The sequence below is a fragment of the Candidatus Zymogenaceae bacterium genome, assembly GCA_016931225.1.
Taxonomy (GTDB): Bacteria; Desulfobacterota; Zymogenia; order Zymogenales; family Zymogenaceae; genus JAFGFE01.
Genome location: JAFGFE010000014.1, coordinates 161,874 through 181,379, shown reverse-complemented (window position 1 = coordinate 181,379; position 19,506 = coordinate 161,874). Strand labels below are relative to the sequence as shown.

The 19,506-nt window shown below is 56.3% G+C and carries 22 protein-coding genes; 6 read left to right on the top strand and 16 right to left on the bottom strand.

All coding sequences use genetic code 11. The features are described from left to right. Positions 1-404 precede the first annotated feature (404 nt). The 3 genes from JW885_06310 (at position 405) to JW885_06300 (ending at position 2,015) form a co-directional block, all read left to right on the top strand. Entirely contained in the window at positions 405-884 is a 480-nt protein-coding gene (locus JW885_06310; GenBank protein ID MBN1881769.1) for a hypothetical protein, read from the top strand. Continuing rightward, complete coding sequence (locus JW885_06305; protein MBN1881768.1) at positions 862-1,452, top strand: M23 family metallopeptidase; 591 nt, start codon at positions 862-864, stop codon at positions 1,450-1,452. The genes JW885_06310 and JW885_06305 overlap by 23 nt, the downstream gene beginning before the upstream one ends. A 203-nt stretch (positions 1,453-1,655) precedes the next feature. After that, positions 1,656-2,015 (top strand): hypothetical protein, encoded by a 360-nt coding sequence (locus JW885_06300; protein ID MBN1881767.1) that lies wholly within the window; start codon positions 1,656-1,658, stop codon positions 2,013-2,015. A 238-nt stretch (positions 2,016-2,253) separates the two neighbouring features. Here the strand turns inward: JW885_06300 and JW885_06295 are convergent, their stop codons facing one another. From JW885_06295 to JW885_06220, 16 genes are all read right to left on the bottom strand, one after another. Further along, on the bottom strand, positions 2,254-2,667 hold the full coding sequence (locus JW885_06295) for a biopolymer transporter ExbD (protein ID MBN1881766.1): 414 nt from the start codon (positions 2,665-2,667) through the stop codon (positions 2,254-2,256). Position 2,668: 1 nt separating this feature from the next. Beyond that, a complete protein-coding gene (locus JW885_06290; protein ID MBN1881765.1) occupies positions 2,669-3,283 on the bottom strand; it encodes a MotA/TolQ/ExbB proton channel family protein in 615 nt (204 codons plus the stop codon). 27 nt (positions 3,284-3,310) lie between these two features. Beyond that, positions 3,311-4,480 carry a divergent polysaccharide deacetylase family protein gene (locus JW885_06285; protein MBN1881764.1) on the bottom strand — a complete coding sequence of 390 codons (1,170 nt, stop codon included), beginning with the start codon at positions 4,478-4,480 and terminating at the stop codon, positions 3,311-3,313. 169 nt (positions 4,481-4,649) lie between these two features. Next, positions 4,650-5,906, bottom strand: a complete 1,257-nt coding sequence (locus JW885_06280; protein ID MBN1881763.1) for a S41 family peptidase — start codon at positions 5,904-5,906, stop codon at positions 4,650-4,652. Between the two features lie 99 nt (positions 5,907-6,005). Next, entirely contained in the window at positions 6,006-7,220 is a 1,215-nt protein-coding gene (locus tag JW885_06275; protein MBN1881762.1) for a peptidoglycan DD-metalloendopeptidase family protein, read from the bottom strand. Between the two features lie 2 nt (positions 7,221-7,222). Next, on the bottom strand, positions 7,223-8,122 hold the full coding sequence (locus JW885_06270; GenBank protein MBN1881761.1) for an ABC transporter permease: 900 nt from the start codon (positions 8,120-8,122) through the stop codon (positions 7,223-7,225). A gap of 86 nt (positions 8,123-8,208) precedes the next feature. Beyond that, positions 8,209-8,862 (bottom strand): cell division ATP-binding protein FtsE, encoded by a 654-nt coding sequence (gene ftsE, locus JW885_06265; GenBank protein ID MBN1881760.1) that lies wholly within the window; start codon positions 8,860-8,862, stop codon positions 8,209-8,211. Positions 8,863-9,042: 180 nt separating this feature from the next. Beyond that, positions 9,043-9,441 (bottom strand): hypothetical protein, encoded by a 399-nt coding sequence (locus JW885_06260; protein ID MBN1881759.1) that lies wholly within the window; start codon positions 9,439-9,441, stop codon positions 9,043-9,045. A gap of 141 nt (positions 9,442-9,582) precedes the next feature. Continuing rightward, entirely contained in the window at positions 9,583-10,605 is a 1,023-nt protein-coding gene (ruvB, locus tag JW885_06255; GenBank protein MBN1881758.1) for a Holliday junction branch migration DNA helicase RuvB, read from the bottom strand. 16 nt (positions 10,606-10,621) lie between these two features. Then, a complete protein-coding gene (ruvA, locus tag JW885_06250) occupies positions 10,622-11,233 on the bottom strand; it encodes a Holliday junction branch migration protein RuvA (protein MBN1881757.1) in 612 nt (203 codons plus the stop codon). Continuing rightward, positions 11,230-11,778, bottom strand: coding sequence for a crossover junction endodeoxyribonuclease RuvC (gene ruvC, locus JW885_06245; protein ID MBN1881756.1), 549 nt, complete (start codon positions 11,776-11,778; stop codon positions 11,230-11,232). Before ruvC ends, ruvA begins: the two co-directional genes overlap by 4 nt. Next, positions 11,723-12,472 (bottom strand): YebC/PmpR family DNA-binding transcriptional regulator, encoded by a 750-nt coding sequence (locus JW885_06240; protein MBN1881755.1) that lies wholly within the window; start codon positions 12,470-12,472, stop codon positions 11,723-11,725. Before JW885_06240 ends, ruvC begins: the two co-directional genes overlap by 56 nt. A 165-nt stretch (positions 12,473-12,637) precedes the next feature. Beyond that, a complete protein-coding gene (locus tag JW885_06235) occupies positions 12,638-13,027 on the bottom strand; it encodes a hypothetical protein (GenBank protein ID MBN1881754.1) in 390 nt (129 codons plus the stop codon). Positions 13,028-13,297: 270 nt separating this feature from the next. Then, positions 13,298-13,960, bottom strand: coding sequence for an OmpA family protein (locus tag JW885_06230; protein ID MBN1881753.1), 663 nt, complete (start codon positions 13,958-13,960; stop codon positions 13,298-13,300). A gap of 82 nt (positions 13,961-14,042) precedes the next feature. Next, a complete protein-coding gene (locus tag JW885_06225) occupies positions 14,043-14,576 on the bottom strand; it encodes a glycine zipper 2TM domain-containing protein (protein MBN1881752.1) in 534 nt (177 codons plus the stop codon). Between the two features lie 212 nt (positions 14,577-14,788). Further along, entirely contained in the window at positions 14,789-15,976 is a 1,188-nt protein-coding gene (locus JW885_06220; protein MBN1881751.1) for a PQQ-binding-like beta-propeller repeat protein, read from the bottom strand. Positions 15,977-16,263: 287 nt separating this feature from the next. Between JW885_06220 and JW885_06215 the strand changes: the two genes are divergently transcribed. From JW885_06215 to JW885_06205, 3 genes are all read left to right on the top strand, one after another. Further along, positions 16,264-17,115, top strand: coding sequence for an NAD(+)/NADH kinase (locus JW885_06215; protein MBN1881750.1), 852 nt, complete (start codon positions 16,264-16,266; stop codon positions 17,113-17,115). Positions 17,116-17,118: 3 nt separating this feature from the next. Further along, positions 17,119-18,843 (top strand): DNA repair protein RecN, encoded by a 1,725-nt coding sequence (recN, locus tag JW885_06210; GenBank protein ID MBN1881749.1) that lies wholly within the window; start codon positions 17,119-17,121, stop codon positions 18,841-18,843. A 77-nt stretch (positions 18,844-18,920) separates the two neighbouring features. Continuing rightward, positions 18,921-19,454, top strand: a complete 534-nt coding sequence (locus tag JW885_06205) for a GNAT family N-acetyltransferase (GenBank protein ID MBN1881748.1) — start codon at positions 18,921-18,923, stop codon at positions 19,452-19,454. The last annotated feature ends 52 nt before the right edge of the window (positions 19,455-19,506 follow it).

The window sequence follows — 19,506 nt, the reverse complement described above, 5'->3', positions numbered from 1 at the left end:
AAATAGAGTTAATCTCTATAGAGATTCTATCTTTAGGGTATCATACTTACAATTATACAATTATAGCACAAAAATCATCCAGGGTACGTCTCGGAATTACCCCCGGGGATACGGAGTATTCGTACGGGGAGATCTGGAGAACGCCGATCAACCGGCCGCAAATAAACATACGAACCATTACAGATACCACAGGCTCGTCATGGCCAATATGCGAACTGAAACACGCATGCCTCGGGACGGCAGCATGTGGTGCTGAAGAAATAGCGTTGGAATCTGGTGTGTTCCGGAAGCCCGGTATTCTGTACATGGCACCTTCATAGTGCGGCGATGACAAACATCGCTGGAAAACCTTCCTGGTATCACACCACACAGAAATCACAAAAACCTTATGGAGAGATGAGCGAATGACACAAAACGAGGCAAATTCCCGCGTGTCGCAGCTCTGGGAACGGCTCAGACAATTCGGCAAAGAGCATCCTCAGGTCTTTGTCTATTTCCACATCGTTCTGTTTATCACCTTTATCTACCTCTTGGTGGCACGGCCCATCACCATCGCGCTGATCGAGTCCAGGGGCGATTACAACAAGTACCTGGCGGAGGAGCGCGCCGAGATGGAAAACGATCTGGAAAAACTGGCACTCGAACTGGAACTCGAAACATCCTTTCGAACAAACGAAGACCTGCTGGCGCAGATTCGCGTTATGAACGAGGAAATCGCCGCATACGAGCGGGAAAAAGAACAACACAAGACCGATATCGATCTCGTCGTGCTCGGTTTCAGGAAATTCCTTGAAATTACCAGTACATCAAACACTCTCAGTGACGAGCTGGATCAGGTCTATGTGGAGGAGCGAATTCTTGATGAAGCGGTTGGTGGCATGTAGCGGTGTGTTGCTGTTGTTGCTCTTGTCGGCTCCGACCACCCTTTTTTCCCAGGACATTCACGACAGTGCCAAAAGGTTTTACGAAACGACGTCAAGTCGGGTCGTAAGAAACCACTACAATGCATCGGTCGTCAGGAATTTCTGTCGTCTCGATCAAGAAACACTGTGTAACTTTCCATTCGGTATCCCCACCAGCGGCACGATCATGTCGCATTACGGATACCGGGTGTGTCCGTTTGACTGTTCCAGGATTGAATTCCACTCCGGAATCGACATCGCCAATAACTCCGGCCATGAGATATTCGCCGCCGCCGACGGCGTTGTCTCACGTACCGGCTGGACCAGCGGATACGGCGTTTCGGTGGTGATTGATCACAACAACTCCGTCTCAACGTTGTATGCCCATCTGTCAGAATCCCTGGTCGTTGACGGACAGAAGATAAAAAAGGGTGAGTTGATCGGACTCATGGGGAGCACCGGCCTTTCAACAGGCCCGCACCTGCATTATGAGATCCTCATAAACGACCAGCGTATGGATCCCATGATGTTCTGGGACATGATGCTGTAACACCCCCGATAACGAGGGATACACTCCTCGAACACGAACGGGGACGACATTCTGCAAGAGCACGACACAATGGTTGGATGAAAAACCGGAATTTCAAATTCATGAAATTCCGGTTTTTTTGCGACTTGACACTTGACGTATTCGTCTATTTTTGATATAGCACTGCACGAATTCTTTCACTTTCTGGAGCACAGAGATACATAATGGGCATAACGCTGATTCTGACCGAGGGAAATCAACCGCCCGAACTGAAGCATGACGGCTCGATCGAGGTCGATACCGGCGCCATCGTCCTTCCCCAGGGTGCGTTTACCGTCGGCGTGGGCGGATTTCTATTCGCCGAAGTATGCGAAGGTCAAGATCTGAGACACGGCAAAAACACCTTCTGGTTCTACTTCCCTCAGGTCAAGTACATCAAGGCCACCGACGGGACGGTCCTGTTTCGAAACTGGGACCTCTGCCCCGATTGCGAGGTGATCGACGATGTCTTTCGCCTCAACGAGAGAAAAGAGGTCAAGCGATACTGCAGGCGGTGCAACCGCGAGCTGGTCATGAAAGAGTGATGTGTCCGGCACGCGGGAGATGACTCCGCCGGCCGGATATTGAAGACATACTGAAAAAGGACCGTGCACGACACGCCCGAAAAAGGGGGCTGTCTCGATATGTCGCGAGAGGCCCCCGGTGGGTACGGGTACGAATCCTTAAAAAACAGGCGAAGAAAAACTTGCTTTCTCCTCTGATGAACCGCCGTTATCAGGCCGCGCCGCAGAGGGAATACAACATTGCACGATCGTCGTTGAATCACTCCGCATGCTTGACGGTGGCGATGGAAAGCATGCTGAACCCGGTGCGTTTTGCGCTGTCCATCACCACCACCACCGCGCCGTGACTCGCCCCCTCGTCCGCCTGGATGATCAGGTTCGAGTCCGGATTTTCGTCCTTGAATTCCCGAAGTCTTTTCATGAGGGATTCGCCGTCCATGCGATCCTCGCCGATGAATATCTCATCATCCACCGTGACCACAACGATGATATCCTTCTCTTCCTGCGTGATATCCTCCGCCGATGACTCCGGGAGGTCCACCTTGAGGCCGGGGGACAATATAAAGGTGGTGGAGATCATGAAGAAAATAAGGAGCAGAAGCACCACATCGATCAGTGAGGTGAGGTTGACCACGGGAGGCTCTTTGCCCCGGGTCTTTCGGGAGAAATTCATCTCAGTCCTCCCCCTTGATGATGTCGATCAGGCCGATGCTGTACTGCTGCATCTCGAAGATCAGATCGTTGGCCCGTCCCATCAGGTAATGATATCCGATCAATGTGGGTATCGCAACCGTCAAACCCGCCGCCGTGGTCACCAGGGCCACGGATATGCCGTCTGCGAGCTGGGTCGGATCGCCCACGCCGATTTCCGTGATCTTTGTAAAGACCTTGATCATACCCTGAACCGTACCCAAAAGGCCCAAAAGCGGGCTGATCTGTGCGATGACGGAAAGAACACCCAGATACTTCTCAAGAAACTCCGCCTCCTGGCTTCCGATCTCCTCCACCGCCTCCTTGATGATATCCCTCTTTCTCCCGAAGTTTTTTATCGCCGCGTAGAATATCCGGGCCATCGGAGATCGATCCCGTCTGAGAATCGTCGAGACGTCGTTGATCTTATCCTTTTTCACCAGTTCTTCCACGTGAATGACCAGCTCGGGCGGGATGATTTTTCTGCGGCGCAGATAAAACACACGCTCAAGAAACACTCCCAGTGCGATAACCGAGCACAGCACAATGGGAATCATGAGCGGTCCGCCCTTCACCAGTAAATCAAGAAAATTACCCATATCTCCCCTCTTCTTATTATGTTTCCTCTACTGCACTGTGTCCCGATACAGGATCAACTCCCCCACCGGTACAACCATCACATCACCTGAGGTCAGGCGTTTTTCCATGCGTTTCAGCGCCGTTATCGTCTCATCATAGGGGTGACAGATAGCCACCGCCGATCCCTCTCCGACCGCCAGTTCCAGTAACATCTCGATATTTTTCTCGATTTTTTTCACGTCCCGATCATTATCCAGAAAAACGTTTCGCTCCGCCGTCGGCATGCCCATTCCCAGGGCTATCGTATACGCGACGGTGCGGGGTGTGGTTCGGGAATCGACGAAATAGAGATCGTGTCGCTCCAACACGTCCAGGACGGCATTCATCCCGGTCTCGTCCCCGGTAAAAAGGGAGCCCATGTGATTGTTGACGCCGCTGATAAAGGGAACCGACTCGATGGAGCTCTCAAGACACGCCTCTATCTCCGCTCGGTCCATCGAGACAAACAGCGCGTGATCCCCCGGATTTACCTCGGGGTAGCGTATCGGCTCCATCGGCTGGTGAAGCATCACCTCCCACCCCCGGTCGTGGGCCAGGGTGGCTACTTCTACCGAGCAGGACTCCCCGGGCAGCACCGCACACGTGATAGGAAAATCCAGGGCGAGCAGATCGTCAATGTACCGATCGCTCATGCCCATATCATCCATAATGATGGCGACTCGTGGAATCTCGGGCGCCGGGGGAAACACGGTCAGACGGCGGACCGGCACGGAATACGCGGTGACCGTCAGGATGAATCCCCCTTCGGGAAACACCTCGTATTCCCCGTGGGCAACCCCCTCCCACTCATCCAGGACGTCGTCCAGGGCCGATCTGAGAGAATCAACATCCACGGGCGAGTCCGCCCCGTATTCGTCCCGCACCTCCACCCATACAAGACCCCGTTCCTCTCGGGGCCAGGTCTTTCGATCGCTGAAGAGGCCGTCTTCCAGCCCCCGATCGATCAAGACGCCATCCAGCGCATCGTTGATCGAACGAATCCTCTCCGTCCGCTCATCCTGTGGGGAGTCGGTCGTCGAAGGCGCCGTGGGGGCGGCCGGAAGCCAGGCGACTCGATCCCGGCTCAGCTGAAACACGATGGCGACACAGAGACACAACACCACCACGCCCAGTATCGCGAAGATGATGAAATGGGCACGCCCTGATGGTTTATGCAAAGACGTGCCCGTATTTTTTAAACCACGCCGGATAGGCCCGCTTCGAGACGCCGGGCCGCGCCGTGAGGCGGGCCTGCGACGTGAACGGTCGTGTGTCACCTGTGTTCCCCGATCCCTCCGTCATACCTCGTGGATGTATTCACTTCACGCAATCGGTGGTGTATCGATCCTATTTCAGAAGATATTCGTATTTACTCCAGTGGGCGATGACCTCCTTGGCCTTCTCGAGCTGTACGTCCACGAACTCCTCATCGGCGGTCTCGTCTTCGGATTCCGTCTCATCTGTGACTTCACCGTCTTCTTCCGAAACCTCCCCGGGTGCGGGAAACGTCACCTCGATATCCGGCTCAATGCCGATCTCATGGATGGACGCGCCGCTGGGGGTATAGTAGAGCGCGGTGGTGATCTTCAGGCCGGAGCCGTCCTTCATGGGTATGATCGTCTGGACGGACCCCTTGCCGAAGGTCGTGGTGCCGATGAGAATCGCCCTGCCGTTGTCCTTGAGGGCGCCGGCAACGATCTCCGACGCGCTGGCGCTGCCGCCGTTTACCAGCACCACCATCGGCAGATCCGCAATGGTCCCTTCACGATGGGCGCTGAATATGGCGTTGCTGGTCGGGTCTTTGCCCCTGATAGAGACGATAACCCCCTCGCTGAGAAACATGTCCGAGACGTCCACCGACTTGGACAGGAGCCCCCCCGGATCGTTCCTGAGGTCCAGGATGATGCCGGTGATGTCCCCGTTGGTCTCGTCGGTGATGGCATCAAGGGCATCCCTTAGATCAACCGCAGTCCGCTCCTGAAACGACGTTATCCTGATATAGGCGGTGTTGTCATCGAAGATTTCATACTTGACGCTCTGTATCTCGATGATATCCCGGGTGATGGTCACATCCCGCATCTTCGTCTCGCCCTCGCTCTGAACGGTGATGGTCACCTGGGTTCCCTTGGGCCCCCTGAGCAGCTTCACCGCATCGAAGGCCGTCATGCCCTCGGTGGAGTCTCCCTCAATGTAGAGGATCTTGTCCCCCGCCTTCAACCCCGCCTCCCAGGCGGGAGTATCCTCTATGGGTGCAATGATCGTCAGCACACCATCGACAACAGAGATTTCGATACCCAGACCTCCGAAGGCTCCCTTGGTGTCTTCCATAAACTCCTTGTAGTCACCGGGCCTGAAAAAGGCGCTGTGGGGGTCCAAAGAAGAAACCATGCCCTCAATGGCGCCGTAGATGACCTCACGGGTGTCGACGTCATCCACATAGTTGTCTCGAATAATATTCAGCGCGTTTGTAAACAGTTCCAGATCGCTGTATATGCTATCCGATGACGCCAGGACGTTATCAAGTCCCTTCCCCAGTGATACCCCCAACATGAATACAAGGGCGAATACCACCACGTATTTCAGTTTCCCGCGTCGATCCGACATCTGTTGTCTCCTTTCTGGACGCGGCGATTTCCCGCCGCGGCTTTTTTTATCGTGTGTATTTTTTTATCAGATTATCATACCACAATTTTAAAATAATCGCTATTGGGAAGCCAACCAGGAATCGGGGTCCGATGTATTGCCGTGATGGCGGATCTCGAAATAGAGATTCGGCCCCTTGAGCGATCCCGTATTACCCACCGTGCCGATAACCTCGCGTGCGGATACCGTATCGTCCACACCGACCAGAATGTCCCTTGCGTGGGCGTAAATGGAATAGTAGCTGTCGCCGTGGTCGATGATAATGAGGTTTCCGTACCCTTCAAAATAGTCCGCATAGATGACCTGGCCGTCGGCCACCGATATGAAATCAGTCCCTTCAGCCGCCTGAATCTCGATGCCCTTGTTGAATATCGGGTTGTTATAGGTCGGGTCCGTACCCTTGCCGTAATCGGTGATGGTCGGTCCCGAAACCGGCCGGGGCAGTTTTCCCTTGAGGGATGCGAACGCCCCTCCGGCGTCGGGGGACGTATGGTCGGAACCCTCCATTTTCGCCCGTTCCGTCTCTTTGCGCCGCTCCTCCAACAGCTCGTCGATGAGGGCGGTCAGCTTCCTTTTGGATTCCTCCAGCTCCCCCAGCGCATCCTCATAGAGACCCCTCTCCTTCTTCACCTCCGCAAGATACACGCCGCGCTTCGACTTTTCTCCCTCGATTTCCAGCTTCTTTCGGGCCACCTCCTCGGTCAAGAGCTTCAACTCGTCCCGTTTCGTCTCGAGTTCTTCGAGGTCGTCGTTCAGGGCGTCATTCAGATTTTTATACTCGTAAAAAAGCTGCTGGTCCGTCTTGACAATGGCGGAGAGATATTTCATCCGTCGTCTCACGTCGGTATAGTCGGTGGATGAAAACATCACCGGCACATACCCTGCGTCATTGAGTTTATAGAGGGCGACAAGGCGCACCTCGATGTGCTCCCTGAGACGGGCGATCTCCCCTTCCACCTCCTTGATGCGCCCGCTCAATTGCTCGATCTTCTCGGATGTGGTCTCCAGATCGTATTCCAGGGAGACGAGTTCCCTCCCCCGCTTTTCCAGAGACGCGTCCATCTCCTGAAGCTCTTCGAGAACCGACTTCTCCTCGGATTTCGATTCCCGAATGCGCTCCTTTTTTTCCTCTATCTCTTTTTTTATATCCGTCAGTTCCTGTTTTTTCTCATCGAGATCATCGGCGACGACCGCGGACGTCATCATACATACGGTCAGCGCCGCCGCCGTCCCCAGGACGATCATGCGTATATTTTGTATCGATCGTCGCTCCACGATTACACTCGTATCGACCTGCCGAAAGAAAAAAGACCGCCCAGCATTCCCAAAAGAACGCCTCCCAATATGATATACAGGATCACGGTATGCGGAAAAAACGTGATGTCAACGGCCCCAAAGAAAAGACCGAATTCACTGTAATAGTGTTCCATAAATAATCGATACAGCCCCCAGAGCGCCCCCACCGCCAGGCCCGCGCCCAGCGCTCCCTGAATCATCCCCTCCACCACCAGCGGCGTCGTAATGAACATGCGGGTCGCCCCCACCAGCCGCATGATCTCGATTTCGTCTTTTCTGGCGAAAACGATCAGCCTGATGGTGTTCGATATAATCGCCACCGCCGCAAGGGACAGGACAACCGCCACGGCGATCCCGCCGATTCGTACGATCTTGACCGCTTCATGAAACCGGGCGAGCCATTCCTGGGCGTATATCACGTCCTCGACACCGTTCATCCGCTCGATCTTGGCCGCCACCAGAGATACATCATCCGGCGTGCGGTACTCTTCTTTGAGCATCACCTCCACCGATGCGGGGAGCGGATTTTCCTCCAGGCCCTCCAGAACATCCGCCTGGCCGCCGAAGGATTCGGAGAGATAGAGGAGCGCCTCGTCCTTCGTAATGTACTCCACCCGATCGACCTCCTTGATGGCAAGTATCTCTTCCTTCAGGGAGTCGGTGGCGTCTCCGGAGAGAAAATCGGACAGGTAGACGGATATATGGACCTCCTCACCGAATTTCGTCAAGAGACCGGTGAGGTTGAAATAGACGAACAGGTAGGCGGACGGTATTAACATCGAGATGCCGATGGTCATCACCGCCAGAAAATGGACCATTGGATACGCCCCGAAATTTCTCAGGACCCTTCTTGCGATATACGATATTCGTGCGGTGAGCATGGAGAGTCTCTTTCGTCAGGTGAAAACCCCGGGCATATACGCAACGGGTGCGGGGATCGGTGCGATTCTGAACCCGGGTCGATGGATCACGCCGTGATCCTGCCCGCCTTCAGCGACAGCACACGTTTGTGAAATCGTTCGACTATATCCTTGTTGTGCGTGGTCATCAACACCGTCGCGCCCCTGCTGTGGATATACTCCATCAGGCGGATGATATCAAGCGTCAACTCGGAATCGAGATTCCCGGTGGGCTCGTCGGCAAGCAGAATGGGCGGCTCGTTGACAACCGAGCGGGCGATGGCGACCCGTTGCTGCTCCCCACCGGACAGTTCCAGAGGATAGGCCCGTTCCCGATCCTCCAGACCCACAAACTTGAGCACCCGGCGCACCCTCCTGTTGATCTCCCGACGTCCGATCCCCATTACCTCCAGGGGAAAGGAGACGTTATCCAGCACCGTCAGGGAGGACAACAGCTTAAAATCCTGGAACACCACCCCCACCGCCCGCCGTAAATAGGGAACCTTCCTTCGGGGCAGAGAACCCACATCCACCCCGTTGATGAATACCTGACCCTTCGTGGGACGCTCCGCCAAAAATAGAAGCTTGAGGAGCGTCGTCTTCCCCGCGCCGCTGGGACCGGTCACGAACACGAACTCACCCTTCTCCACATGCATGCTCACATCCGAGAGCGCGTCCGGGCCCATGCCGTAATTTTTGTATACATGGTTAAGGCGTATCATGGGATTTCTGTTCCGGTATGCCGGTTAAAAAAAAACCATATCCGAAGTACATCGGAAATGATCCTTTCCGCCCCCACGAGGAGAGAAAATAACCTCTTCGTTCCCACCCTCATCCAGATATTCAGGTATAACGGGCTTTTTGATCCGCCGTCCCGCTATATAAAAATGAAAAACACCCGATCAATCAGTATCTTCGTTCGCCAGGTAATCGAGGATTACCTCGTCCAAAGTCTTTTCGGAGATACCTCCGTCACCGAGGTCCACCTCCGCCTGTGCGGGCACTTCGGGAGGAATATTGGGCACCGCCTCCGCCGCCGGCTTCGCACCGGCGTTGTCAAACACGCCGTTTTTCAGGTCCATGAGCATCATCTTATGCTGCTCTTTCATTATCTCCCGCACGACATCGTCCATCTTCTCTGAACTGACGATATCCGCATAGCTCGTGCGTTTGGAATGGAGTATCGTACCCGCCTGATATAACAGCGTGGTGACCACGGGATTATCCGAACCGCTATCCTCGGTCTGGACGTGGTACAGTACACCCTTATAGCGTACATTATGGTTGAATCCCGGTATCATATATAATTTATTCCAACAGGAACCTAAATGAGATTGCTTTGCTCTATAGCCATCAGTCGACGGGCAAAGACCGAGATATTCCTCTGGTGCTTATACGGACTGTAGCAAAATTGCACATAAATAGCAAGATAAATGTGTTACTTAATCGAACAGAGACTTCTGCTCCTGTTTCGGTGATCGGTTAAAGTGCTGATACGCCCGGCGGGTGGCCATTCTCCCCCGGGGAGTTCGATCCAAATACCCCTCCTGGATGAGATACGGCTCGTACAGGTCTTCGATGGTGTCTTTTTCCTCGCTCACCGCCGCCGACAGCGTCTCCACCCCCACCGGGCCGCCGTCGAACTTGTCTATGATCGTCAAGAGCAGCCGTCGATCCATCTCGTTGAAACCGGCCTCGTCGACATCCAACATTTCAAGGGCCTGATTGGCCACCGCCGTGTCGATAACGCCGTCCGCCCGGACCTGGGCGAAATCCCGCACCCGGCGCAGCAGTCGATTGACGACCCGGGGAGTTCCCCGGGACCTGGATGCGATCTCCCGGGCCCCCTCGGGGGTGATTTCGACGTTCAGGATTGCAGCGGATCTTTTGACGATCTCCTCGAGATCGGCCACGGTGTAAAAATCGAGCCGCGCCACCACGCCGAAACGGTCCCTGAGAGGGGAGGTGATGAGCCCCGCACGAGTCGTCGCCCCCACCAGGGTAAATTTGTCGAGCCCGATCTTGATGCTTCGGGCGCTGGGTCCCTGACCGATGATCACGTCCAGGGAATAATCCTCCATCGCCGGGTAGAGAATCTCCTCCACCACGGGACTCAGGCGGTGTATTTCGTCGATGAAAAGAAGCTCCTTTTCCTCGACGTTCGTCAGGATCGCCGCCAGGTCCCCCGGCCGTTCGATGACCGGCCCCGACGTGGCCCGAATGCCCACCCCCAGCTCGTGGGCGATGACATGGGCCAGGGTGGTTTTCCCCAATCCCGGCGGGCCGTAGAGGAGCACATGATCCAGGGCCTCCCCCCGTTTCCTTGCCGCCTCGATGAACACCGACAGGTTCTCCTTGATTTTTTTCTGGCCTACGAACTCACTCAACCGCTTCGGCCGGAGTCCCGCCTCGAAAACAAGGTCGTCGTCGATCGGTGTGGGGCTGTTGAGCCTCGTATCGCTCATAACCTGGACACCCCCCTCACCCCTGTTTCTGTCCCAAGAGCTTCAACGCGTTCTTCAATAACGCCTCCACATCCGACGCATCTCCCTCGGACTCCCGTCGGGAGGCCTCCCGCACCACCCGCTCCGCTTGGGTGCGGGGATAGCCGAGCTGCACAAGTGCGTCGATGACATCACCCACCCCCAGCCGCCCGCCGACGGCCGCCCGGCCCTCTTCCGTGCCGATGCGCTTTTCCACCTTCTCCCTGAGCTCCAGGGGAATGCGCTCCGCCGTTTTTCTGCCCACCCCCGGCACCGACATCAACCGACTGATATCTCCGGCCAGCACCGCTTCGTCCAGCTCAACGGGGGAAATGCCGGACAGCACCGCCAGCGCCACCCTGGGGCCAATGCCCGAAATGCCGATGAGATCGAGAAATGCCCGACGCTCCTCGGGGGTAAGAAATCCGAACAGGCTGATATCGTTCTCCCGAACGCTGGTGTGAACCAGCAGAGACACCTCATGGCCCTCGCCGGGCAGGCGGGCGTACGCGGAAAGAGACATCAGCACTCGATAGCCCACGCCCCCCACATCGACGATGATCCCCTCCAGGGATTTGTAGAGGATATTTCCACGGAGCGCTGCGATCATATGGTTTTTTTCATGCCCAGGGGGCCCATGTTGTGCATATGGCACACCGCCACCGCCAGGGCGTCGCAGGCATGATCCCCGATATCACAATCCAGAGAGAGAAAACGCCGGACCATCGCCCCGACCTGGTCCTTCCCGGCGGCGCCGTATCCGGTTGCCGCGGCCTTGACTTCCCGGGGCGCGTACTCATAGACCGGGATGTTCGATTGGGCCGACGCCAAAAGGAGCACGCCCCGGGCATGGCCCAGCCTGATGGCACTTTTAACGTTCTTCGCGTGAAACAGGCCCTCCACCGCCACCGCGTCCGGCCTGATATCAACGATGATCCGCTCGATTTCCCGGTGAATATGTGCAAGTTTCTCGGAGAGGGCGTCGTTTCTCGACGGCTTTATTTCACCCAGGGCCCGAACCGAAACATCCCGCCCCCGACACACGACGCCGTAGCCGGTAACGGTCACCCCCGGATCGATGCCCAGTATGGTGTATTCGTCAGAAATCGAGTCCCTCCATGATTTCTTCGGGGATGTCGAAATTGGCGTACACATTCTGCACGTCGTCGTTATCCTCCAGCGCTTCCATGAGCCGGAGCATCTTTTCGGCGTCCTTTCCCTCTAAAGAGATGGTATTTTGGGGGATCATGGTCACCTCGGCGCTCTGTATCGGGAATCCCCCGGATTCGATCGCCTCTCTGACGGTCTCGAAGTCCCCCGGCTCGCACACCACCTCGAAGGAGTCTCCCTCCTGGCTCATATCCAGCGCTCCGGCCTCCAGGGCGACCGTTAACAGCTCATCTTCGTCCACATCTTTGGCCTCGATGATGATCACACCCCGCTTCTCAAACAGCCATCCAACGCAACCGTTCTCCCCCAGGTTCCCGGAGTTTTTCGAAAAGATGTATCTGATGTCCGCCACCGTCCGGTTTCGATTGTCCGTCAGGCTTTCAACCAAGACCGCCACCCCCGCTGGGCCGTATCCCTCATACACCACCTCTTCGAAGCTCTCTCCCTCCAGCTCCCCGGTTCCCTTCTTGATGGCCCGCTCGATATTATCCTTGGGCATGTTCGCGGCCTTCGCAGCGGCGATGGCCGTCCTGAGCCGCGGATTTGTATCAGGATCGGGGTCGCCCATTCTCGCGGAGACGGTGATTTCCCGGATGAGCTTCGTGAACATCTTGCCCCTTTTTACGTCCACGATGCCCTTTTTATGTCGTATGCTGTGCCATTTGGAATGTCCTGACATGGCGTGAATCCTCTCTACGTGTTCCCTGATAGTATGGTATCGTCTCCCGGTGCGTGTGCCGGGCGGGTGCACGCACGACACCGGGGATATATACAAAAACCGGTGTATTACATATTACCTGTTGACCGCGTGTCAATCGACTGCCCGTTCGCCCGGCGCAACCCTTCAGATTTCGGGGGGAAACGGCGCATCGCCCCGCTGGTCGGTGAGCTTGAGCACAGAGCCGAAATTATCGAATATCAGAAACGAAACGCCCGAGCCGTCGGGGGCGGCGCAACCATCGGTCATGATGCTCCTCTCCCACCCGACCTCCACCTCAACCCTCCCCGCATCATCCACCGTCACCTCCCCGATCTCCATGGTGTAGGTAATCCCGGGCGCGTCGGCCATATCCACGGTTATCTTCTCTTCGAGCGCTCCATACACGCCCGCATACCGTACGGAGACCAGGGCCATGAATCCTGCGGGGTCGCCTGCGGCATATGCCGCAATCAACTCATCGACGGCATCCATCACGTCCCGGCGGTCCATATCCGCAAGACCCGTCCTACCCATAGTGGCGCAGCCCGCCGGCGTCACAAGGCACACACAAACCAGCAATATAACAAACAACCGCACTGAAAACACGGTGAATTTCCTTCCCGATGCCAACGATTCGATAAAAAATCCTACACCACGCCTATTTTATATCCATATCTTTTAACGATATCAGCATACACCAATACCGGGCGAACACAAAGAAAAAACAGAACGGAATATACTCCGCCATTAGAAAAAAGCCCCCAATATCGAGGGCTTTTCCAGATCCATACGGGAGGGCGTCCGTTATGACGACCCTACCATGATCAACTCCACTCGACGATTCGTTTGCTTGTTATGCGCCGAGTCGTTGGGAACAATAGGTCGGTCCTCACCGTATCCGTAGGCCGTAATCCTGCGGGGATCGACGCCGTAGGATATCAGTGCGTTTCTGACCGCGTTCGCCCGCTTTTCGGACAGCATCTGGTTGTACTCCCGGGTACCGTCGCTGTCGGTATGTCCCTCGATGATGACCGAAACCGACGGATCGCTGTTGATGATGCCCGCAACCCGCTGGAGTTCCGAATACGCGCCGGGCAGAAGCTCCGCGCTGTCGTATGCAAACAATACATCGTTGGGGAAATAGGCCGTCATTCGGTTTCCGGAGTGGGACGTCTCGTAGCCCATGTCATTGAACTGCTGTTCCTGCCGCTCGAAGGCGTAGCCGATGGCGCCCCCCACCAGCGCGCCACTCACGGCACCGATGGCGGCCCCCTCTCCGGCATGGCCGGACTCATTCCCGATAACCGCCCCCAGGCCCGCTCCCACGCCGGCGCCGATGAGCGCCCCCGCGACTGTGGGAGAAACTCCGCCGGACGAGGTGCAGCTTACCAAACCGAACACGAGGGCGAGGGACAGGGCAAGGAATACGATTACCCCCTTGCCCTTCTTTTTGTATATACGTTTCATTATAATCACCTCTCCTCATCAAACCATTGAAAAACACGGGCCCTCCGTATCCGGCGGGCCCATGGTACGTTTTTCGTCATCGTTACGGCGACATAACCCGACGGTTTTGCTCCTTGTAGTAGTTGTCGGAGTAGGTCGGAGAGCTTTCCCGTGGAGGATTGTTCGTATTGTATTCGCCGCCGTAATACGGGTAATAGTTGGGGTCGTTGTAGTAGGGATCATTGTAATAGGGGTCGTTATAATACGGATCGTTGTAGGAGGGATCTCCGTAATACCGGTTGTTATATTCGGAGTTGTACTGTTGATCGTAGTATCTTCGATTCTGATTTTCAAATGCATACCCGATGGTCCCGCCGATGAGGGATCCTGCCAGGGCGCCGATGCCCGCACCTTCCTCCGCATGACCACTCTCATTCCCGATGACCGCACCCAGACCCGCTCCCGCCAATCCGCCAAGCAACGTACCGCTCAGCGTCGGTGTCAGCCCGTAATTGTTGTACGGGTTGCCCCCATAATAGCCGTTGTTATATCCGCCGTAGGAATAACACCCGGCAAGGAGCAATGCCGCCGCACCCATTAATAAAACAAACAGGCGCATGCTTCTATTCTTTCTCATGGTCTTTCCTCCCCATGTTTTTTGATTGGTTCTATCCTATGATAGGACATTTTCAACAAAAATACCGTGATATGTATCACACCCCCTCTTTCCCTGTTCTCTGCATTTTTGCAGGGTGTATCGAAATGCGGGCGACTCTCCCTCCCAAGGCGGATTTCGAAAAACCGTCTCGACCCGGCCCGTTCGGCACGCCGCGTGCGGGAATGCACCCGTTACAGGGCGAGACAGTAGAGCCAACCGGTATCGGTGGCCACGTAGACCCTGCCGAAAAAAAAGACCGGACGCACCCGCACTCCGCCGTCCAGGGTTCCGCCCCACAGTATCGCCCCGTTCACCGTGGAAAAACAGATCACCTTCCCCTCATAATCCACCGCCAACAGATACTTGCCGCCCAGTGCGATATGACTTACCGATGTATCGCCTGCGTCCACCTCCCAGATCGTTCGTTTCATCTCCAGATCGAACGCGCACACCCGGGAATAGCCGTCTCCGCCCGCCATATCCGATCCGCCCAAGGCCGCCAGGTGCCCGCTGATATAATAAAGCGCCCCCGCGGTATAGATTCGGCCCCTCTTCAGGATGGGGGACGGCCCCGCCTCCATGGCCGAAAGCCCGATGGAGCCGAGATAGCGTCTCCAGGAATTATAATTCGTCTCTCCGGTCCTCACATGATAGGGGATGATGTACTCGTCTCGGAACAGGTAGACGGCGCCGTCATAAAAGACCGGGGCCGAAAAATAGACGATGTCCCGATATCCCTCCTCCTTTTCCTTGCCGGTCAGCTTCGTGGACCAGACCAGCGCCCCGTCCCGCATGCTTAACGCATGAAGATAGGAATAGGATCGGATAAACAGCAGTTCGCCGTCGGTGGCGGGGGGAAATTTCAAGATCGCCTGGTAACCAATCAATCGCTGTTCCCAAAGAGTGTGACGCTCCTTTAGATCATGGGCGATGACCGAGGTTTCTCCCGCGTTGTCGACAAAGCTGTAGTAAATCCGTGTGTCGGTCATGAGGGGGACCCCGGCGGTCCCACCACTCTTTTGCATCACGCGGCTGCCGTCCGAAAGATCGTACACATGATTGGCCGAAAGCGCCGATGTTTCCTGTGGCCCCATGAACATGCCCCGAACATCCCGGGGATCGAGGCCGGAAAACGAGGAGTAGTAGAGATGGCAGTTCCGCATACGGATGTGGAATTCAGTATCGTCCGCCAGGGCGCCGTCGACCGCATTGAAGGCATACAGATGATCCCCCAATTCCAACAGGACATATCGATCCACCACCGCCAGCGGGTTCACCACCCCCTCTGACACCTTTCTTCGCCACAACACCCGGGGCGGCGTTATATATTCTTCACGCCGGAAGGGGGTGACGGCCTTTTTATCCTTGTGCTTGCTCATGCCCGATGTCCCATACTCTGCACTCGCCCCCGATCTTCCGGGGATACCTCCACCTCTCCGGGTATGGATATGAATCGCCGATATATAAATAAAAGACTCATATTAATTATAACACGAAGTTGTCCCCCGTCAAAAAAAACCGTACCGACGATAATTAGACGAAGACAACCGCTCTCGGGTTAAAAATGAATATGGACACCCTCGAGAAACTATGGTATGTATGTGCTTGCCGTTATTATCGAATTGGACCGTCAATGAATGCCCGGAAAAAGGACGATCGGCCCGATATCAACCGCATCGGGATCATCGCCAAGCGAAACAAGCCCCAGGCCGGAGAGATCATCTCCAAGCTGATCCCCTGGCTGGATACATACGGCATTGAGGTGATCGTGGACGAGGAAACCGCCTCCCAGATGACCCTGCCGCAGTCCGTGTCGTCGGGTAGTATCACGAGCCGGTCCGATCTTGTGATCGTTCTGGGTGGAGACGGCACCCTGCTTCACGCCGCCAGACAGGTGGGGGACAGCAGCGTGCCGATTCTGGGCGTCAACCTGGGCGGTCTCGGTTTCCTGACGAATATCTCTTTGCCGGACATCTACGACGTCCTGGAAAAGGTATTGGTGGGGGACTACCGTATCGAGGAGCGAATGACGCTCCGATCGGAGCTGGAGAAGGACGCCACTATACCGCCCCATGTCGCCCTGAACGACGTGGTTATCAACAAGGGGGCGCTTGCCCGAATCATCACCCTCAAGGTCAACATCAACCAGAGGTACATGACCACCTACCGGGGGGACGGTCTGATCATCTCCACACCCACCGGCTCCACCGGCTACAATATGTCCGCCGGCGGCCCCATCATTTACCCGACGCTCTCGGCCATTATCATCACCCCCATCTGTCCCCACACCCTCACGAACCGGCCGATTGTCATTCCGGGGGACGCGGTCATTGATATCAAGCTCGTCTCGGAAAGCAGCGACGTGTTCGTTACCCTGGACGGGCAGGTGGGGTTTCAATATCCGATGAACAGGAGACTCACCATCAGCCGGGGCGCCACCAAGATACTCCTCGCGGAGCCGACCCATCTCGATTATTTTTCGGTACTGCGCAGCAAACTTCGCTGGGGAGGAAAATAAGCGATGCTGGTGGAGCTTTCCATACAAAATTTTGCCATCATCGATTCCCTCAGGATCACCTTCACCCGCGGCATGAACATCCTGAGCGGGGAAACCGGCGCCGGCAAATCCATCATCATCAGCGCCGTCAACCTGATATTGGGGGACCGGGCCCAGCTCGATCTGATCCGCACCGGCTCCGACGAGGCGGTGGTGGAGGCGATGTTTCATCTGCCGAAGGACAATCCGGTCACGGAGCTTTTATCCCGGCGGGGCATCGACGACCAGGGTGAGGAGCTGTTGATCAAGCGTATCATCTCCCGGGGAGGAAAGAGCCGGGTACTCATCAACGGGTCGATGACGACCCTCGTGATCCTCTCCGAGGTCGGCGAAGAGCTGATCAACATCTCCGGCCAGCACGAGCACCAAACCCTCCTCAGGCCGGATCGCCACATCGACATCATCGACTCCTTCGGGAATCTGTGGCCCCTCAGGCGAAAGACCGGAGAGCTGATCCGCCGGGTTCGGACGCTGACCGAACAGATGGAATCATTACGGATGGACGAGGCGGAAAAGGAGCGCCGCATCGAGTTCCTGAGGTTTCAGATCAAGGAAATAGACGATGCGAAGCTGGCGGCGGGCGAGGAGGAGGAACTCAGGGAGGAGCGAACGCTCTTGGCCAATGCCGAAAAGCTCTTCAAAAACGCGGACGAGGCCCACCGACTCCTGTATGCCATGGAGAACTCCGCATCCGAAAACATCGCCGAGGCGCTGTCGAAGGTCCGGGAGTTGGCCGAGCTCGATAAAAACCTGGGAGCCCTCGCAGAAACCCTCGCCGAGGCGCTGTACGGCATCGAGGATGCCGGAAAAGAGCTGGAGTCATACGCCTCCCGGGTCTCCTTCGATCCGGAGCGCCTCGACCAGGTGCAGGAGCGGCTGCGCCTGATCTCGTCCTTGAAAAAGAAATATGCACAAACCCCCGACGGCACAATCACGGATATCCTCGCCTTCGCCGAGAAGGCGAAGGCTGAGCTCTCCGGCATCGAGATGAGCGAAGAGAACATCCAAAGGCTGAAAGGGGAGATTGAAACAGTAAAGGCCGAGGCCCTTCGTCACGCCCGGGAGCTGGGAAAACAGAGAAGGGACGTGGGCGCCCGGTTTTCCCGCATGGTCGAAGAGGAGGTATCGTCCCTGGGGATGCAGGGGACCCGTTTCGTGGTGAACATCGACACCAGAAAAGCGAAGGAGGGGGAGTTTTCCCTGGACGGCATCGCCGCGAACCCCACAGGGATAGATCGCGTCGAGTTTTTCATCTCTCCCAACGTCGGGGAGGAGCCGAGGGCGCTCGCCCGCATCGCCTCGGGTGGAGAGCTCTCCCGTCTGCTTCTGGCAATGAAGAAAACCCTCGCCCAGACCCAGGTCATCCCCACCCTCATCTTCGACGAGGTGGATTCGGGCATCGGCGGCGGCATCGCCCAGGTGGTGGGTAAAAAACTGAAACAGGTCAGCAGCCACCAGCAGGTCATCTGCATTACGCACCTTCCCCAGATCGCCAGTTTCGCCGATACCCACTACTCCGTGGTCAAGGACGCCGCCAGGACCGGGGCGGATACGTCGCGAACCATCACACGGGTGGAGCGGCTCTCCCAGGATGAGCGGGTCATGGAGATCGCCCGGATGCTCGGGGGTGAGATCATCACGGAAACCACCCTGAATCATGCCAAGGAAATGATCGAGACGGCGAGATGACCGGGCGCACCGACCCACCCATCCCTATACCGTACCGAATAAAACGACACTAACCACCCGCGAAATCACGAGAGACCATGATACGAAAAGCACGCATCGAAGACATACCCGCTATGAGGCGGTTGATAGAGCCCTACGGAAAATCGGGAGACATGCTCCCGGTATCCCTCTCGGAGCTGTATGACAGAATCCGCTCCTATTTCGTGTTCGACCGCGAGGACGACGGCGTTGTGGGCGCCGCGGCGCTTCACGTGACCTGGGGCCCCCACGGTATGGAAAACAACGGCGGCACCGACCCGCCGATCGGTTCATCCAGTGCGCTTCCCATGACCGGGGGCCTGGCGGAGATACGATCCCTGGCGGTAAACAAGGCCCATCAGAATATCGGCATCGCCGGGAAGCTCATAGACGCGTGCATCGCCGACGCCCCGTCTCTGGGGGTTAACCACATCTTCGTGCTCACCTACATCCCGGAGTTCTTTCGCCGGTTCGGGTTTACCGTCGTCGACAAGGCCGTCCTGCCCCACAAAATATGGAGCCACTGCCTCAAGTGCGTCTATTTTCCCGACTGCCGGGAAACCGCCATGATCCTTGACCTCGAGCGGGAATAACACGGGAAATCATCACACCCCGACACGAAACGGTATTTTCAGAGACACCCAT

Coding starts and splice junctions, on each gene's coding strand:
- ruvB (MBN1881758.1), bottom strand. CDS start 10,605: ATGAGCGATACGAGGCTCAACAGCCCCACACCGATCGACGACGACCTT.
- JW885_06270 (MBN1881761.1), bottom strand. CDS start 8,122: ATGCTCACCGCACGAATATCGTATATCGCAAGAAGGGTCCTGAGAAAT.
- ruvA (MBN1881757.1), bottom strand. CDS start 11,233: ATGATCGCAGCGCTCCGTGGAAATATCCTCTACAAATCCCTGGAGGGG.
- JW885_06230 (MBN1881753.1), bottom strand. CDS start 13,960: ATGAAACGTATATACAAAAAGAAGGGCAAGGGGGTAATCGTATTCCTT.
- ruvC (MBN1881756.1), bottom strand. CDS start 11,778: ATGTGTACGCCAATTTCGACATCCCCGAAGAAATCATGGAGGGACTCG.
- JW885_06295 (MBN1881766.1), bottom strand. CDS start 2,667: ATGAATTTCTCCCGAAAGACCCGGGGCAAAGAGCCTCCCGTGGTCAAC.
- JW885_06290 (MBN1881765.1), bottom strand. CDS start 3,283: ATGGGTAATTTTCTTGATTTACTGGTGAAGGGCGGACCGCTCATGATT.
- JW885_06300 (MBN1881767.1), top strand. CDS start 1,656: ATGGGCATAACGCTGATTCTGACCGAGGGAAATCAACCGCCCGAACTG.
- JW885_06205 (MBN1881748.1), top strand. CDS start 18,921: ATGATACGAAAAGCACGCATCGAAGACATACCCGCTATGAGGCGGTTG.
- JW885_06235 (MBN1881754.1), bottom strand. CDS start 13,027: ATGGGTAGGACGGGTCTTGCGGATATGGACCGCCGGGACGTGATGGAT.
- JW885_06225 (MBN1881752.1), bottom strand. CDS start 14,576: ATGAGAAAGAATAGAAGCATGCGCCTGTTTGTTTTATTAATGGGTGCG.
- recN (MBN1881749.1), top strand. CDS start 17,119: ATGCTGGTGGAGCTTTCCATACAAAATTTTGCCATCATCGATTCCCTC.
- ftsE (MBN1881760.1), bottom strand. CDS start 8,862: ATGATACGCCTTAACCATGTATACAAAAATTACGGCATGGGCCCGGAC.
- JW885_06310 (MBN1881769.1), top strand. CDS start 405: ATGACACAAAACGAGGCAAATTCCCGCGTGTCGCAGCTCTGGGAACGG.
- JW885_06280 (MBN1881763.1), bottom strand. CDS start 5,906: ATGTCGGATCGACGCGGGAAACTGAAATACGTGGTGGTATTCGCCCTT.
- JW885_06305 (MBN1881768.1), top strand. CDS start 862: ATGAAGCGGTTGGTGGCATGTAGCGGTGTGTTGCTGTTGTTGCTCTTG.
- JW885_06220 (MBN1881751.1), bottom strand. CDS start 15,976: ATGAGCAAGCACAAGGATAAAAAGGCCGTCACCCCCTTCCGGCGTGAA.
- JW885_06240 (MBN1881755.1), bottom strand. CDS start 12,472: ATGTCAGGACATTCCAAATGGCACAGCATACGACATAAAAAGGGCATC.
- JW885_06260 (MBN1881759.1), bottom strand. CDS start 9,441: ATGATACCGGGATTCAACCATAATGTACGCTATAAGGGTGTACTGTAC.